The 17,237-nt window shown below is 48.1% G+C and carries 12 protein-coding genes and 1 pseudogene; 1 reads left to right on the top strand and 12 read right to left on the bottom strand.

The window, feature by feature from the left end:
* Nucleotides 1–15 precede the first annotated feature (15 nt).
* From PLA01S_RS02435 to PLA01S_RS32970, 12 genes and pseudogenes are all read right to left on the bottom strand, one after another.
* Nucleotides 16–918 carry a carbohydrate ABC transporter permease gene (locus tag PLA01S_RS02435; protein WP_127589895.1) on the bottom strand — a complete coding sequence of 301 codons (903 nt, stop codon included), beginning with the start codon at nucleotides 916–918 and terminating at the stop codon, nucleotides 16–18.
* Complete coding sequence (locus tag PLA01S_RS02440) at nucleotides 915–3,551, bottom strand: DUF5696 domain-containing protein (protein ID WP_127589896.1); 2,637 nt, start codon at nucleotides 3,549–3,551, stop codon at nucleotides 915–917. Before PLA01S_RS02440 ends, PLA01S_RS02435 begins: the two co-directional genes overlap by 4 nt.
* 17 nt (nucleotides 3,552–3,568) lie before the next feature.
* Nucleotides 3,569–4,192: a Yip1 family protein gene (locus PLA01S_RS02445; protein ID WP_127589897.1), complete on the bottom strand. Its 624-nt coding sequence runs from the start codon at nucleotides 4,190–4,192 to the stop codon at nucleotides 3,569–3,571.
* Nucleotides 4,170–5,618 carry a gluconolactonase gene (locus PLA01S_RS02450; RefSeq protein ID WP_127589898.1) on the bottom strand — a complete coding sequence of 483 codons (1,449 nt, stop codon included), beginning with the start codon at nucleotides 5,616–5,618 and terminating at the stop codon, nucleotides 4,170–4,172. Before PLA01S_RS02450 ends, PLA01S_RS02445 begins: the two co-directional genes overlap by 23 nt.
* Nucleotides 5,619–5,638: 20 nt before the next feature.
* A complete protein-coding gene (locus tag PLA01S_RS02455) occupies nucleotides 5,639–6,502 on the bottom strand; it encodes a carbohydrate ABC transporter permease (protein WP_127589899.1) in 864 nt (287 codons plus the stop codon).
* Nucleotides 6,503–6,507: 5 nt separating this feature from the next.
* On the bottom strand, nucleotides 6,508–7,380 hold the full coding sequence (locus tag PLA01S_RS02460) for a carbohydrate ABC transporter permease (protein ID WP_127590092.1): 873 nt from the start codon (nucleotides 7,378–7,380) through the stop codon (nucleotides 6,508–6,510).
* Nucleotides 7,381–7,499: 119 nt separating this feature from the next.
* Nucleotides 7,500–10,415, bottom strand: coding sequence for an extracellular solute-binding protein (locus PLA01S_RS02465; RefSeq protein ID WP_246059277.1), 2,916 nt, complete (start codon nucleotides 10,413–10,415; stop codon nucleotides 7,500–7,502).
* A gap of 109 nt (nucleotides 10,416–10,524) precedes the next feature.
* On the bottom strand, nucleotides 10,525–11,943 hold the full coding sequence (locus tag PLA01S_RS02470; RefSeq protein ID WP_246059300.1) for an extracellular solute-binding protein: 1,419 nt from the start codon (nucleotides 11,941–11,943) through the stop codon (nucleotides 10,525–10,527).
* 362 nt (nucleotides 11,944–12,305) lie between these two features.
* Complete coding sequence (locus tag PLA01S_RS02475; RefSeq protein ID WP_127589901.1) at nucleotides 12,306–13,331, bottom strand: LacI family DNA-binding transcriptional regulator; 1,026 nt, start codon at nucleotides 13,329–13,331, stop codon at nucleotides 12,306–12,308.
* Nucleotides 13,332–13,833: 502 nt separating this feature from the next.
* Nucleotides 13,834–14,655, bottom strand: a complete 822-nt coding sequence (locus tag PLA01S_RS02480) for a superoxide dismutase family protein (RefSeq protein WP_246059278.1) — start codon at nucleotides 14,653–14,655, stop codon at nucleotides 13,834–13,836.
* Between the two features lie 171 nt (nucleotides 14,656–14,826).
* Nucleotides 14,827–15,318 carry a C40 family peptidase gene (locus PLA01S_RS02485; RefSeq protein WP_127589902.1) on the bottom strand — a complete coding sequence of 164 codons (492 nt, stop codon included), beginning with the start codon at nucleotides 15,316–15,318 and terminating at the stop codon, nucleotides 14,827–14,829.
* Nucleotides 15,319–15,365: 47 nt separating this feature from the next.
* Nucleotides 15,366–15,563 (bottom strand): annotated as a pseudogene (locus tag PLA01S_RS32970) (glycosyltransferase family protein); the annotation flags it as partial.
* A gap of 782 nt (nucleotides 15,564–16,345) precedes the next feature.
* Here PLA01S_RS32970 and PLA01S_RS02495 point away from each other — a divergent pair.
* Nucleotides 16,346–17,053: a hypothetical protein gene (locus PLA01S_RS02495; RefSeq protein ID WP_127589903.1), complete on the top strand. Its 708-nt coding sequence runs from the start codon at nucleotides 16,346–16,348 to the stop codon at nucleotides 17,051–17,053.
* Nucleotides 17,054–17,237: the final 184 nt, after the last annotated feature.

A 17,237-nucleotide genomic window follows, 5' to 3' on the forward strand; every position in this document is an offset into this window, starting at 1 on the left:
CTCCTCCTTCTTAGACTACGAATCCTGATAAAAGACTTTACGTGACACCAACGCTGTTGTAATCAACAGCACAAGCGCAATGACAGCAAAATATATCCAGCCCATCGCTGCGCTCAGGCCAAATTCAAACTTCTGGAAGGCTGTATTTACCACCAGACGGCTGGTTTCATCACGGATAAAGCTGTCAATGATCGTATACACCAGATTCGTCAGAATCAGCGGGCTGATCATGGGAAACGTGATTTTCCAAAAAGATTCATATCCGGTCGACCCTTCGATCTTCGCCGCCTCATACAAAGACGGAGAAATGGACTGAAGCCCTGCCAAGAAAATGAGGATCTGAACGCCGGATTGACTGACAATCTCATAGATTCGGCTGACCGCCCCGGTCAAGTACTCCACATATGTGATACTCATGCCGGACTCGACAAGCAGGACGGTTAGTTCCAGATTTTTCATAATCGACAATCCGCCGCCGGTCGTATCGTTCGCGCTGCGAACCACAGACTGCATCAAATCTCCATTCTCGATGCTGGCAATAATCCCTGAGGCCAGAATGACGGGAAGGAAGAAGATGGCCCGGGCCAGTACCCGCCCTCTAAATTTCTGATTGAGGAGAACCGCAAAAAACAAACTAAAAATAATGACCAGCGGTGTGTTGACCGCAATATTCACTACGGATTCCGTCAGTAACCGCACATAGGATTCGTGTGAAAACAAGGCCTCTCGAAAATTGGTCCACCCGACAAAATCCAGGCTGAAGCCGTCATTCGTAACTTTCAGGTTGCTGAAACTGTACCTGAGCGAGGACAGCAGCGGAATGAAAAACAGGAACAAAAAGCCGATAAACCAAGGAAGAATGAAGTACAGCCCGTAGTATTTATTTTTCTGTTCCAGGGACAGCCTCTTGAACCTCATCGCTGCGATTCACCTCCAACCCAGTAGTTCTTCGCTTCTACCGTAATGCCGTCCACGATCACGGCTCTATCGTTATAATTAACGACAATCGTTTTGCCTTGTTCGAAGGTGGTCTGGTATATGCCATCGGCGAGCTTTCGATGATCTTTCATGGTTTGAGCCTGAACATCACCAAGGACACCATTTAATTCTTGATATTTTTGGGCGGCTTCATCGATCCAGTTCCGGTAATCGGCGGAGTACAATTCATCGAATTCCGTCATCTTAATGGCCGATGAATCGGCGTAAAACCACGTATAATGCAGCGCAGCGCCGGTTTCGAGCGCCTTCAGGAAGTTGAGCGTGTTATCCTGATCCTCGGCCATGTTCCAGGCACTTCCGGTGTAATGAATGTAGCCGTGATACACCAACTGAAAGAACGGAACGGACTCATCGGTAATATTGAATCCGCTGCTTGTGATGGGCGCATTCACAATATGCTGCGTATAGGGGGCGGTATAGGCGTTGCCACCCTCTACCAGGATTTCCGACACGGTGCCGCTCACCTGCTCCAGCTGCTTCACGACGATCCCCTTCGCCTCTTCACGATCAATAACCTCGGAACGGTTGAAGTCGGAGTTCAGCTGGCTGCCCATATCCCGCAGCGATACTCCGTTCAATCCAAGCTTTCGATAATCCGCTAAAAAGCCGTCCATGATCCCTGGTAAAGATTTCGGGCTGACCACATAGCCGGGTTCCTGTTCATCATCCTGTCTGAAGTCGGCGATCCGGTATGGATAAACAGGCGCCAGCTTACCTGTAATCAGTCTGGAAGCCTGTTTTGACTTTTTAAAACCGTCCGCGTCCGGGCCGGTCTCCAGAAATGCGGCGTCAGGGAACAGCGAAATATGATTCGTATTTGCATAAGCTTTCAACTCCTCCAATCCTTTCTTTCCGCCCAGCTTCTTGTCGACGGCAATGGATTTCGGAAGATGATGGTTGATGCCCTCATTGAACCAGCCTTTGTACCGCAGCTTGATGTTGCCAATCCCCATATCTAGCATTTGAGTCAGTATGGACTCCGCTTGATCGAAGGTCGTCAGCGGTTCATAGGAATTGTAGGGAATCCCGAGGAAAAACTTCCTCTTCGGAATGCCGCCTACAAGCTCCACGTAAAACGGAACGCCCTCTTCTTCACCCAACTTGGTCAGTTTAGTCTGTTGGATCAGGTAATTCCGGTAATTCTCAGCCATACCCGAGTAGCTGGCTTCTTCTGCACCAAGGAACCCGTAACTGACGACAATATCGCCCCGGAAAGGCTCGGCTTGGAACCTTTTCACCGTATTGGAACGCCACCCGTTGGTCAGAGTAACCTCCTCCTGATTATGAAGGGTGAAGCTTGGATTAACGGTATTATAGACGTTTAGTCTGCCGCTGACGTCCGCTTCCACAGCGGCGACCGCATCCCCTTTTTGTATAACGGCAAGGAATCCTTTATCCTCATATTTCATGCCGAAAACAGGCAGTCTCGCGGCCACCTCCTTTTGGATCTTCATAGGCTGACTGATAGCCGAATCGGAGCCGTACAGCGTCGTCCGGAACGGGTTGACATAGGTCTTTCCATTATTGAAACGAATAAGGGAACCTGATCCATCCGGCACAAGCGTGTAGCCTTCATCCGTAAGTCCGCTCGCCCCGAAGAACGGAAGCAGGGAAAGCGATTGAATCTTCAACGTTTCCGGATAGACGATGTTCTCGGCCGCTATAGTCACTGTAAACCGTTCTCCATCGAGCTGATATTGAAGAGGGATCTCAATACTCACATTGCCCGCGGTCGCTTCACCATAAGCCTCTTCATCGATCGCTCTCTGCTCCTCGTTATAACCGATGTGATCGAAGATTTGGGTTACCTTACTCAATCCGACGCCTTTGAATGAAGAGTCTCTTCGTTCGTAACGTTTGTTTTTCTCGTCATGCTTAAAGCGCTTTTCCACTTCCCGTTTATCCTTAGGGTCCTCAATCTTATCGAGAATGACGGTTTGAAACCTTTCCTCGCTGATATACTTGGGAATCGCGTCCATGTCGCTTTTGACCTCTCCCAGCGTATAGACAATGGACAATCCGTCATCCTTCTTCTCCATGACAAATTGGCCGTTTTGAACACTGTGGGTGTAGTTGTCGTATTTCATTGAATTACCCGAGCTGTCAAAATAGGATAATTCAAATTGCACGTTCAGCTTGGCTTTGTTATAGCCGGTTGCGATCGCATCCTCTTCACGGTCTTGCGGATTGGAATACCAGATCGCATTGTTTTTTTTGTCCTGCACAGCAATTTCCGTCGTGTCCGGGTTGACATACAGCACCAAAAATTCATTCTCGGCCACCGCTTCCATCCCTTCCGGCGCAGCCTCTTGGGTCTGATCGGCGATGCTGCTTTCTGCCCCGTTACCGACGATCCGCCGGGTGTCTGAGGAGTAAGAGGCCTCCTCCTCTGTCCGTGAGCCCATGCCAGACTCAGATACCGGTGCAGGATCGATCTCGGAGCTGGTCTTAGACACCGCTTCCGAGGCAGACTCTACACTATGGGTGCCTTGGGAAATCAGCAAGCAGCCGATCAATGCTGCGGCTACGACAATCGAAAGTCTCCTCTTCACCGCTTGGCTCCCCCTTTCTATGCTCGCAATGAAAGTTCCTGATAGATGGTGTACACAAAACTAACCATTTGCTGAATCAAGCTGAAGAAGAGCAGCCCCAAAAAGATAATGACACCCATGACCACCAGGGTCAGAAGCATCGTTATAATCGTCTTTGTAACGGTATATTGATGCACCGTCATGGTGCCGACAAACAGCAGCCATACAAACCAGATGGAAGCTACCGTGTCCAGCAAATAATAAAACGAAGCTTCACGAAGTGTGATCACATTGCTTAGGAGTATATTGGGCAGAGAGACTACGATTAAAGGAAGCATCGCATATCCCGTGGCAATCATAATCTCTTTAAACTTTCCTTCCCCATCCATCAAGGTGGTGAGCGACCAGTTGGCGATACACCAGAGCAGGAAAGGAAGAACAATGTACTTCAGCTCATCGAAGCTGTTCAATTTCAGTGGGTGATTAAAGTTGACCACATAGCCGGCATACTGGCGTTTAACAATCATCATCACCGTCACGGCGAGCAGAATCATAAAAGCGATCCGGAGCCTGCCTTTATTCTCGTATTTCAGGTCCCAAAACCCGTCAAAGGGATGGAAAGCGACGTGAAACGAGTATTTAACTTCCTTGAGAAAGTCCATGTTGTTCCACCGTCCCTTTTCTTCTCTTCGATCCTAGTCGAACCCCAAGGCCAACCAGGATCAATCCTATGAACACCGTCATGATGGTTCCGAAATTCTCACGCATGTATTCCCGGCGGTACTTCGTTAATGCTTTGGAATAGTACTCTCTGTCGTTGCCCAGCTTCAGATACGTCATGGCTTGCTTGTATTCGCCCTGGCGCAGCATCGACTTGCCGATTCCGACATAGGCCATTTCATAATTCGCATCCAGCTTCAGCACTTGTTTCCACAATGCTGCCGCTTTCTCGTGCTTGCCTATGCTGTACAGTCCGTTCGCTTCGTTAACCAAACTGCCGAATTTGGTCGGAGCGAACTCCGTAATTGTCCCCAGATCGTGATCCAGGACAAAAACTCGATCCCCGGAGCTCTCCACCGTAACCGGATTTTTAAAGGTACCCTCTTGACTGCCCAACTGACCGAGAACATACAGGAGATTACCGTCCTCGTTATATGTAAAAATCCGGCCTCGTGTTGAATCGAGCATCCGATAGACACCGTTATCGCTGACATCAATATCGATAAACACAGATCTCAATCGGCTTATGTCGCCAATCGGTCCCAAATACTCATGGACACGAAGAACATCGATGCCGGACGGATTCAGCCTTTTAACGGGAGCTTCAGATTGTGCACTCGCTGTCGTCGTATAGATGAACCCATCCCGGTCTAAATCCAGATTGTTAAATTCTGTCGGGACAAACCGGATCAGTTTCTCGCGCTGCTCTTTCGTTGAAACCGTTTTCCAAAATAGATCCACCGGATCGAACTGCACCCGATTCGTTCCCATGAATCCGGTAAAGACGCCGTCGCTGTCGAATTCGATGATGCCTTCAAATACGCCCCTTGCGACCACGTATATCCGCCCTGCTTTATCCACGATGACTTTACGAGGGAAGAATTCGAAATGATCACTGATGACTTCCGATTTAGGAGCCGCGACCTCCCTCACAAAATCCCCTTCGGGGCCCAACTCGATCACGCGCCGGTTTTCGGTATCCGCCACATAGATATGGCCGGCCTCCGTTACGAAGATGCCTTCCGGATTATTAAAGCTGTCCTTCCTGCCGTCATGCTGGAAGCCCTGTATTTGACGGATGACTTTCCACTCGTTGTTCAGCACCACGATTCGTCCGTTTCCGGAATCTAGAACATACAGATTGCCATCCGGCGCCGCAAACATATCGCTCGGTGCCGTTAATGGCCCGATACCGATTTCTTGTCCCGTCATCGTCCTCTGAGGGAGATATGCAATCGGCGAGTGGACGGCCTCACCCCAGTACGAATAGGTGTATCCCTCGTACGGAGCCGCTTGAGCCGGATTCGGGCTTAGGCCGAGTAACATCATCACAGCCGCAAAGATCAGAATCGATCGTTTTATTTTCAAACCTAAACGCCTCCATCGCTTTAGTCCTTCATGCCGGACGAAGCCATCGTCTGAATCACATTGCTTTGAGAAATGATAAACGTCACAATCGGCACGGACATCATGACCACAGCTACTGCAGCTCCGACCCCTGCACGGGCGATCCCGCCTTGAATAATCTGACCCATGGCGTAATGCATGGTCTTCAGCTGCTCGCTGTAGATAAAGCTTCCTCCGTCCGTGCCCCACAGCATCTGCATCATCAAGATCAGCAGCGTTAACCAGGCCGGCTTCACGAGCGGCATCACGATCTGCCATAGAATCCGGTACTCGCTGGCGCCGTCGATCTTGGCGGCTTCCAGCAGGGCATCCGGGATTTGCTCCATAAACTGCTTCATTAAATACAAGCCAAGCGGATAGGCAAATGCCGGAATGATGACCGCCTTGTAGGTGTCGATCCATCCCAGGGTAGACATAATCATATAGTTCGGAATGGCCGTCACATGCGGGGAAAACATAAGCGATAGCACAATGATCGTAAACAAGACTTTATGGCCGCGGAACTTATGCTTCGCCAGCGGGTAAGCGGCCGCCGAAGCCAGCAAAATATGTCCTACGGTGCCGGCCGCCGTAATGAAAAACGTATTGAAAATGTATCTCGAAAAGGGAACCCATGAGTTTTTCATGACTTGAAACAAATCCGAGAAATTCTCAAACGTGGCGTTCCTCACAAACAACGTAGGCGGGAATATGAACAGCTCATCGAGCGGCTTAAATGCATTATTGATGACATAAATCAACGGTATCGCCATAAAAGCACCGAATACGCCCAGCACAAGAAACAGCATAAGGTCGACCTGCCAGGATCGGTTCACTCTTTTTTTGGCACGAATGGCTAATTTCATTTCGCCTACTCCCCCACCCTCCTGAGCAACTTTTGAACGGCCAGATTCGTACCCAGCATCAGAATAAACAGCACGGTAGCAATGGCGGAGGCATACCCCATTTCAAACCGGATTGTGCCATAGTCCACCAGGTGGGTAACGATCGTATGCGCTCCGTACTGCACGCTTGGGAAGCCTGCAAGTGCCATTGCAACATCGGCGACGGCAAGGGAAGCCGTAATCTGGATGACAGCACCGAACATGAGCTGCGGTCTCATGGAGGGCAGCGTAATATACCAGAGCTCCTGCCATCGGTTTTTTACGCCATCCACGGCACCCGCTTCATACAGCGTGCGGTCCACCGTCTGCAAGCCGGCGATGAATGCCAGGAAACTGGTGCCCAGGCTTAGCCACAGTTGAACCAGAATAATGATCGGAAGCATATACTGCGGATCCTGAAGCCATTGAATCGGCTCATAAATGACTCCGATCTTCATCAGAAAACCGTTAATGATGCCGTACGAATCACTGGAAAAAATAATTTGCCAGATAAAGAAGACGTTGCCCGAAATCGAAGGAGCAAAAAACACGAGTGTCATAAATGCCCGGACCTTCGGATTCAGCTCATTGATCAACCATGCAAACACGAAACAGGCAATATAACTGACCGGGCCTGTAATGACGGCAAAGATCAGCGTATTCTTCAGGCCGATCAGAAACACATCGTCATTCCACAGCAGCTTGGAATAGTTCTCCCAACCGATCCAGCGGGGAAATTCAAGCATATTGAAATGCGTGAAGCTGAAAAAAATGGAGATAACGACCGGGAGCACCGTAAATAATAGAAACAACGTCATATAAGGAGCCAGAAGGACGTACAGGTGTTTATCCCTCTTCATATCCTTGGCGAACAGCCCCCACTTACTATCCAGACCTGCAGGACGGCCCTTCGGCTGGGGCTGTGCTGTGGCCCCGGCCGCTATTTTCGTTTCTTGCAAAAGGATCACCCCTAGTCCCTTCAGTCCAAATTGAACTCGTCTCTTTTTTCCCTGATTTCATAATCGATTTCTTGTACGTAATCGTATAAGGCATCCGCCGTGTTCGTTCCGTTGTTGATGACTTCCCTTAAAGCATTGTCCAAATGTCTTCCTGTGAAGTATCCGCCCGGGACTTCAGGCACACCCTGCACCCACTGCCACTGCTCTTCGAGATTGCGGTAATCCCGCTCCGGCCATGGCAGCTCCCGAAGCGCTTCGATATTGGCAGTAGGATAACGAGCCGCAGCTCCCATCAGCCCCTCCATCTCTCTTCCGAATCGAACCTGAGTATCCTTGCTGACCCACCATTTCATAAACTCCCAAGCCGCATCTTTGTTCTTGGCCTGCTTGAGCATGACCGCTGCTGTGCCACCGCTGGCGACGTCACGGCGGATCGTGCCGTCCGGCTGTTTCGTTCCTGGAACGGGAACAAATTCCCACAATCCTTTAATCTCCGGGGCGGATACGGTTAAGTAATTGTAGAAGGTGTAGTCCTGAATGCCCACAGGCATTTCGCCGGTCCTGAAGCGCATCGGAAAATCAAAGATCAGTGGCAGCTTATAGCTGGTGTAGAAGTCGGTCCACTTCTTAAATGCACTCAGTCCAATCTCCGTATCCAGACCGCTTTTGGCACCGTTATTGAGATAGAAGGACCCATCATGCTGATACAGCAGCATGGCGAAGGTGCGGTTGGCTTCCAGCACGGGCACTCCCGTCGTCTGCGCAATCGGCAGCGCCAGATCCATATGATGCTTCTGCAGGACCGGGATCATCGCATATACGTCGTCCCACGTTTGCGGAGGTTCCAGATTCAGTTCCTCCAGAATATCCTTGCGGTAAAAGAGCATGTTGAAAATTTGCTGCTCCGGCAAAGCAAAGACCTGATCCTCAAATTGGTAAGGAACCATGGCGCTGTCCCGGAACTGCTTCACCACGGATTCGTAATCATGGAATTTACTCAAATCTTCGGCTGCGTTCCGCATACCGAAGTTGACCGGCACCTCATTTCCGACCTGCATCGCCACATCCGGTCCTTCTCCCGCCAGCGAAGCCCGTAACAGCACATCCGCGTTGACCAGCTTCAGATTGACTCCGATGTCAGTGAGCGGCGTGAACGTGTCGTCGATCATCGCCTTCAACACCTGCGCTTGGTCGCGCCCCGTCCCGATCCATACGGTGATGGCTTCCCCTGAGTCTTCCGTGTTCCCGATCGTATCGTAGTCTTCAAAAAAAGAATAGAAGAAGGACGATACCTCATGCACGACTTTATCCCCGGCTGATGCATCCGCTTTGGGGAGCTTTACATCCGGCGAGGCGAGAAGCAGATAGTCGATTTCCAGCGGCTGCTCTCTTACTTGAAGGATCCAGGCACCCACGCTGCCGACATTAATCTTGAATTGAGACAGGCGCTTCTGAACGGTTTCCGGCTTCTTCGCCATATCCTCCAGTTGATAAGCCATTTTGTTCAAGGTGGCTGTCTTGTCGCTCTTCTCCCCCGTCAGGTTTACCAGTTCCTCTGAGACCGCGGACAGAATGTCGCTCTGCTCCTGGAACACCTTCACCATGTCGGGGATCTGTTTATCTAATTGATAGTCCCGGTAGGGATCCGGAACATTACCGGTAATCATCAATATTTTTCGATACATTGCATTGATCTCCAGCAAACTGGATTCCACCTGCCGAATCAGAGGTGCAATCGAGCCCAGGCTGACCTCCAGCTTCAGATCATGCTGCCCTTTAGTCAGATAGAATAAATAAGGCTCTTCTGCACTTCCCAGCACGTTCATCTGCCAATCCGAGTCGTAATAAAATGGGATTTGAGACATTTCTTTAAACGGAATTTCTCCGTCAATCCATAAGGATCGCGTGGAATAGACGCCTCTCAATAATTCCTGTCGGTTCTTGATCGCAATCTTGTATAATCCATCCTCCGGTACGTCCACGTTCCACCTGATCCATTGGCCTGGCACCCGCCAGTTGTTGCCGCCGATCGTATTCATTCGGATCTTTGATACGTCATAAGGCTCGGTAGCCGGACTGGAACGGTCGGATATCGGATATAAGGTCGGTGATGATTTGTACGCAGCATGCTCTCCCTGAATCTTGATGAGCTGTCCACTGGTCGCCTTGTACCCCTTGGACTTGTAGCCGGCCTTCACTTCTTCATATGCAGCTGGAGCATCATGTCCAAAAACTTTTATGTAGTCGATGACCATAGGCTCTCTGGACGAGCGTAGTGTCAACGTGTGCTTGCCGGCTGAAAAATAAAATACATACGGTTCCTCATAATATCCTTCCGTATCCCGGAACAGTGATTCCTGCCACATTGGTGATTCCACCTGACGAGGCCGGAGCTCGTTGCCGCGGTTATCTTTCGCAATGGCATCTGTTTCGTTTTTCCATACTCTCTGAAACGTCAGATTTCTGGCGCTTGCAAACGGATGCGCTCCGTCAATCAACAGCTCTCTTTCAATGGCTGAGCTTTTGCCTTCAATGGGAAAATAACGGACGGCGATATGGTATAAGCCGGTCTCAGGCACCTCGAACTCCCAATCCATCGAACCGATGTCCCCCATCTTGACGAATTCTCCCGTCTCTCCGCCCAGTTCTCGGATGATCTCAGGACTCATTCGGTCCGAATCGCTGTAGTCCTTACCCTGAATCACAATCTCCTGTTGGGCCAGCTTCTCATCCTGGTACCGCTGCAAATAGGCATCATAACTATCCTCTGAGGCATTCATGATGACACTCTCGCTGCTCGCGACATCTGCTTCGGTACTCTTCACACGTTCGGTTGCAATTACGCCGGACTGAGATATAGGGAAAACCAATATTAGAATCATCATCATGATGACCATCAGCCTGGCAGCGGTTGTTCTGGTAAAGGCGATTCTCACCTAACTCTCCCCTTTATGCAAACTAGCGGAATCTTAATTTGGGTAACAACCGCCTGATTCCCCAGCACCCGTGGAGAATCTGACGGTTGCCTGTAAGGTCAATGCATCCTTATTCCTTCTTGTCTGTGTCTTGTTCACCCTTCAGTACCTTCTCAGCAGACGCTTGTGCCGGCCCGATGACTTGAGCAACACCTGTAGATGGTGTAACTTCGCCTTTCACGAACTTCTCGGTGACAGAATCGAGATGCTCCTTAATACCGAGGCCGCCGAAGCGACCGCCGAATACCCGCTGCGCTTTGCCATCGTCATTCATCGCATTGGCAAGTGAGGCTTCATCCGGCAGTACATTTTCCAGAGACAATCTGCGGTTTTCTTCCCAGTTATCAAAGTCCTGCAGATCTTCCCAAATCTTTACGATAACGTCAGCGTCCTTAACTCCTTTTGGGATGACATAGGCTGCGGTTTGACCGAGCGGATCAAAGTAAGTGTTCGCTTGAGGCCCTTTCGGGAAGTACAAGTAACCCCACTCATCTTTCATCTTGTCGAGGATCCGTCCTTCGATCTCCCACAATCCGCCAGGATACATAGCGATGGTACCTTCCGCGAAATACTTCGCCGGGTCTTCCCAGTCGTTTCCTTCATTCGCCTTTACAACCTTATGTGTGTTATAGAGGGCGTGCAGATAGTTAAGCGCTTCCATTGATTCCGGAGAATCAAACGTTACTTTTTTGTTTGCTTCATCGTAGATGAGTCCACCGTTGCTTGCGATCAGCAGCTCTGAGAGCACGTAGTGAGCACCGGCAAGTCCGTATTGGTCCGGCTTTCCATCTCCGTTATGATCTACGGTCAATTTTTTCGCCGCGTCCAGCATGGTATTCCAGTTCCAGTTATCCTCATCCATCAGCTGCTGCGGATCCTTTAGGCCGGCTTCCCTGAATATCCGTTTATTGTAAAAGACTCCGCTGTCGTTCGGGTTGTACCAGCCTTCCAAGCCAAATACATGCTCGCCGCCGAATCGCATGGCATCGACCACATCCGGAGCTATGCGCGTATCTTTCAGGTAATCCTCCAGCGGTGTCACGAATCCGCCCTGCATCAGTCCCCAGATGAATCCGTCCGGCAGACGGACAATCTCTGCAAAAGGATCATTAGCCATGACAGAGGACGACAGCTTTTCCGGAGTTGACCAGTATTCCGTATTGAGATACTTGATTTTTACGTTGTATTTTTCCTCGACATTTTTGATTCTTTCACGGGCCAATTCATCAGCCTCGGAATCTCCTTCGGGGGTGGCATCCCACCAATGGGAGATCCGAATTTCTCTCCCGCCCAAATCCGCTGCAGGTTCTTCCGGTTCCGGGGCCGGAGCGGCTTCGGGTTCTGGCTTCGCGGCCGGGGCTGGTTCATTCTCCGTAACGGCCGGCTTCTCGTTTGCCGATGAATTCCCCCCGCCGCCGCCGCTGCATGCAGACAGAATGGTCAACATAGCTGTTATTAAAAGGACGAACATCAGCTTCATAAATCTCATCTGGTTCACTGTTAGCACACTCCCCTTCATGACTTTTGCACGAATAAAAAGCAAGACGTTTCGGTTAAAAAATCGACTTGCACCTCCCCCGGAATGAAATTTTATATAACGGCAATCGCCATTATATAAGGATCTGAGAAAGAACTTTTTGCAAAAACCCAGCATGTTCGAACCACTCTTTTATTTTATGTAAGGGTTTTCATGAAACCCATTTCATTATAGCCAGCTTCCTAGATCTGGTCAATATAAAAGTTTATTTTTTCCAGAGTGGTTATTGAGGCAAAAAAAGAAGCACCCAGCCGACGAATCGGGCTGGATACTTCTGAAGGAGGATCGTATGGTTAAGATTGCTGCAAATGGGATTATCCCTTACGGGACGAGCTTTGCCGAACGATCAACTGAGGCTCGAGCAAGGTATGTTTTTTGACTTTTTGGGCGTTCATCATGGCTTTTAGCACTTGAACGGCCGTCCGGCCGAGATCACTGGCCTGCTGCGATACCGTAGTAAGTTCTGGGATGAAATGGCGAGCCAACGGAATATCGTCAAACCCGACAATAGACATATCATCCGGAATTGTCATTCCCACCTCTGCCGCTGCCTTGATCGCACCGATCGCCGTATAATCATTAACGCAAAACACAGCGGTTGGTCGGTCTTTCATCTCCAGCAGTTTCAGCATTTGGCGCTTGCCGGAATCAATGGAGAAGCTGTCCGGCAGGATCCATTCATTCCGAATATCCAGTCCGGCTTCCTTCATGGCCTTTCGGAATGCCCGAAGCTTGATCGACGTTGTCGTCATGTGACTTTCCCCGCCAATGAAACCTATTTCATTGTGCCCAAGCTGAATCAAATGCTGCACGGCCAGAGCGGCTCCCGCCGATTCATCCGTAGCCACCCGGACCAAATCGGTATTACGCAAGCGTCCATTGACCAATACGGTCGGAATGACGCCGGCATACTGCACAAGCTCCTGCACCAAATGCTCTTCACAGGACTTCAGATTAATTCTCCCACCTAAAAATATAGTACCATCCACCCGTTTCTCCCGCATGATGCTGAGATACTCTGATTCCTTCCCATAGTCGCCGACCGTATTGCTAAGCAGGAAGGTATAACCTGACTGCTGCGCTTCATGCTCCGCTCCAGCTAGCACTTCAGGGAAAAAGGGGTTGGTCAGATCGGGCACGATCACGCCGATAATTCCCGTCTCTTTTTTGAGAAGACTTCTGGCCATCGCATTAGGCTGAAAGTTATATTTTCTAATAATATCTTCAATCAAGGCACGGGTAGACCCCTTAACCGGAGCAGTGTCGTTCAGTACCCGGGACACTGTTGCTACCGATACTTTTGCCTCCTTGGCAATGTCATAGATCGTGACCTGTTTCAACCTAAACGCTTCCTCCCTACACTCCACTTTCGTCCCATTATAGCAAATCAGACAGGATCTGTAATGCGAAGCCTTTGGACTCTTCGAATCCTCTTGAATCAATGTTCACAATAACGGAAATCAAATTTACAAACCGTCAAAGATGGTATCTTTCGTCACACCTTTACGTAGTCGCAATTAGCATATTTTCAAATGCTTCATCTGAATATTTAAGTTATTTAGATGTGACCATTCTTTGAAATCCCCTTCATAAGTCATCGTCCCCTTATTTGCTCGTTCAATTCGTTCGCCGATAGACATTTTCCCAATTCGTAATTCTCGCAAATGTTCCAAATATCACTCACAATTATCCTATTGATTTAAGGAGAGAACGGCAAAAAAGCGCCCTCCCGCTAACCATTACAGCATTAGCAAGGGCGCTTCATGTTAAGTCTTCGGTTTTATGCGTTTTCGTCGGCATTTCATACGTGTTACATACCGCATATACCTGCAGCTCGTCAGGTTACTCCGGGATATTTCCTCCGGCCACACGGTCGCCGGAATTGCCCGATGGATCGGTTACGCCGTCATCTTCGCCGGCATGAATGATCAGCGAACGTCCCAGTACCGTGTTCGGCTGGTCCTTTTCAAGGGTTCCATGCTGAATGATCATCTCCGCTTCAGCGTTACCGTCTGTGCCTACGACCAGGTTCGGCATGTCGCCGACATGGCTTCCTTGCGGATTCTCAAGGCCATGATGCTTGTCGGTTGGATTAAAATGCCCTCCGGCAGATTTAAAATCTCCACCTTGGATCACATTCTCATGTACATGGAATCCGTGCTTGCCGGGAGTGAGGCCCGATGCGGTGATCTTTACCTTCACCCCGTCATTGATCTGTTCCAAGGTAGCGGAACCAACAGACTCGCCCGCCGCATTGTACAGCTTGACCACAGGAAGTCCCAAAGAGATCGTCCTGGAAGCTTGCTCCCAATACACCGGTTGGCCAACCAGATCAGAAACCATGCGAACAGGCACATAGGTCGTGCCGTTGTGAATAATGGAATCCGGGGCCGCCGTCCCTTGGTTCATAAATTGGCCGGCAGGTGTCGAGTGGTCCTTGCCGTTGACGTAGTAGCTTATTTTAGACGTCGTGTGTTTAATCGCTTCTAAGGTTCCTTCGGGATTCGCAGCCGCCAGCGAAAATCCTGAAAACAGCATGGCTCCAGCAAGAAACGCTCCGGCCATATGTTTCAACTTGTAGTTCTTCTTGTTCACTTCATCGCCTCCTGATGATGGTATCCATTCATCTCCCAATACCCTGATTTTATACATCTCAACCGTCATATTATGGGATTTGGGGCTTTCGGCGTTAATCATTGATTCCCACGATCTAACAAAAGAAACTGGCGTCAATATGATTGACGTCAGTTTCTCGTTAAAAGTCGATTTGGGATTCCTTATAGAAGATCCGTCCGAGTGCTGCCTTGTTCCCCTTTAGACTAAGAGCCTGCCATTCTATTTTTTGGTAATCCCCATTTTATCCTCAACGCAATCTGGAATTCTCCTTGCGAAGAGGTAATAATCGATCCACCGCTTGCTTTTGGATTCATTAATAATCTCGGTTAATTTAGATACGGTTACTCCCTCTTCCTTACATGAATGAAGCATTTTGTTATTCCCCAGGTAGATAGCAATATGAGCCACCCTCTTTGTCCCTTTTCTCCTGTAACGCCATCGATTCGTAAAAAACAACAAGTCTCCTCGTTGCAGCTCCTTTTTTTCTACCTTCTTACCAAGCAGACTTTGCTGGCGGGAGGTACGGGGAAGAGGTATGCAAAAATGACTATGCAGATATTGAACAAATGAACTACAGTCAAATTCATCAGTCTGAAAAGGTTTTGCTCCCAAACGATAAGGTGTTGAAAGATATTTATACCCTTCGTTTATGATCATTTCTCTTTTATTTTTGATGTGCAATTTTGACTTTGACTTGGTTTGTAATTTCACTGTATTTCACTCTCCCGAAGAGTTAAGCCGGGGATCATGGCTTCTTTTTAGTCGTCCGCTGTTATAATGCCTTTGCGCTTGAGGACTTGTATAATCTCCTGCGCTCTATGCTTATACATATGCTTTCTGACCGTTATCTGGCCTTGGTGTTGAATGGCTTTTCTTTCAGCAGGATGGTTCAAATAATAGTGAATGACTCTTTTCATCTCTTCTTTGTTCCCGGCAGTAACCAGGTCTTTCCGGGTGTAAAATAACGCCTTACCGCAGGTGTATCACTCGTTAGCATAAATTCCACCGAATGCGCAAATGATCCAGCTGTTCGCAATATAGTTTCGGATAAGCATTCGCGATGAGAGCAATCTCCGAACGGTATTTGTTGCTATTTTTCTTGAATGGGGTTATTTGTTGGGAAGCCCTCAGATCCACCTGGGATGGTTTTCTAAAAATAAGATGCGAACATTCCCTGTTCCCTTCGTCCATAGACTTATCCATAGATTATGCACTCATGTTCGGGAATGTCACTTATGGAACAAGTGATTCGTTTCAACGATACTGCAACAGAGACATCAAGTAATTAAATCGTACAAGAGTGGAGACGATTGCTGGTTTACTTCTCAATACGTGAAGCAGATTAAACCAACTCACGAATATGCTGTGCTCGTCCGCAGCCTTCTATCATGAACCCACTCATCTCAATGGTTATTGGCTCGTAGATCACTCAATTAAGTGCATATACAACAGAACCTAGTTGAATATCCTTCGCTGCTATATTCTTACCGATAGACATGCCTATGTTTATTTATTGGCCATTGAAGTTGAAATTTGTAACGATTGAACTTCTTGTATAGTTTCATGATCAACACTTTTTAAGATGATCCGAAATTGTTACTAATGTTTAATTAAAGAAAAACATAGTATCAACATTTCAAATTTAAATATCGAATATAATAAAATCTGCAGACTAAAATATCAATTATCTCTAAAAATGAGTATGGTTAACCAACTTATTGAAAAGGATGGGGACCTAATGAAAATAATAGGAATAACGTTGTTAACAGTATTTTTTCTCCTCGCCGGTTGCACTCAGGCATCTGATGTCCCCATATCTAACTCAACAATTAATGAATCTGACACGGGCAAACATTCAATTCAATATGCCCTACGTTTCAAAGATGTGGACCTAGAAAAACCACTAAAAAAAATGGTTAAAACAGACTTAACCAAAGTCATACTCAAACAAGAGATAGATAATTACACCACCTATTTTTATCAAAAGAATCAAGATGATGAAAATGTTACTGCGGCAATAAAGATTGGAATGAATATTTTTGAAATTGGTCATGTTGGTTACTCCGCTCAAAATACCGATCAGTACACAGTTAGTCAAATTAATGCACTGGATAATGATTATATAAAAGTAACCGGAGCATGTGGAGCTAATTGCCCCATTAGTTACTACATTCAAACAGATACAAATTCTCCAAAGGTATTACGAATTGAAGCACATACGGTGGAAGCAGATGTTGACCAGGACGGAACCAATGAAATTGTTGCTACGGTTGGTACTGCAGCCCAAACCTCAATTTACCAACTCAAGAATGCTCATATGGTTGCAACGAATCTAAACGAAACGCTGGACGCACAAGAAGTGACATATGATAAAGAATCCAATACTTTTGTAAGCGGGGCGATGATTTGGAGAGTCAAGGGCGAGGAATTAGTGAATTCAACATAATTCGAGCCAACTTGGCTCTTTTTTTACTATTACACTGCATGGAGTAACTTATAGATTTACTGTGCAAGTTTATGCCCCTCCTATTAAAGTTACATCTGAACCCTATACTCATCATAGCCCTCATGTTTCCTTAAGGGCACTTCATGCTTACCGATCATCCTACTTGACTCAAGCCTGCATCTAT

It is taken from the genome of Paenibacillus lautus NBRC 15380, from assembly GCF_004000945.1.
Taxonomy (GTDB): Bacteria; Bacillota; Bacilli; order Paenibacillales; family Paenibacillaceae; genus Paenibacillus_AQ; species Paenibacillus_AQ lautus.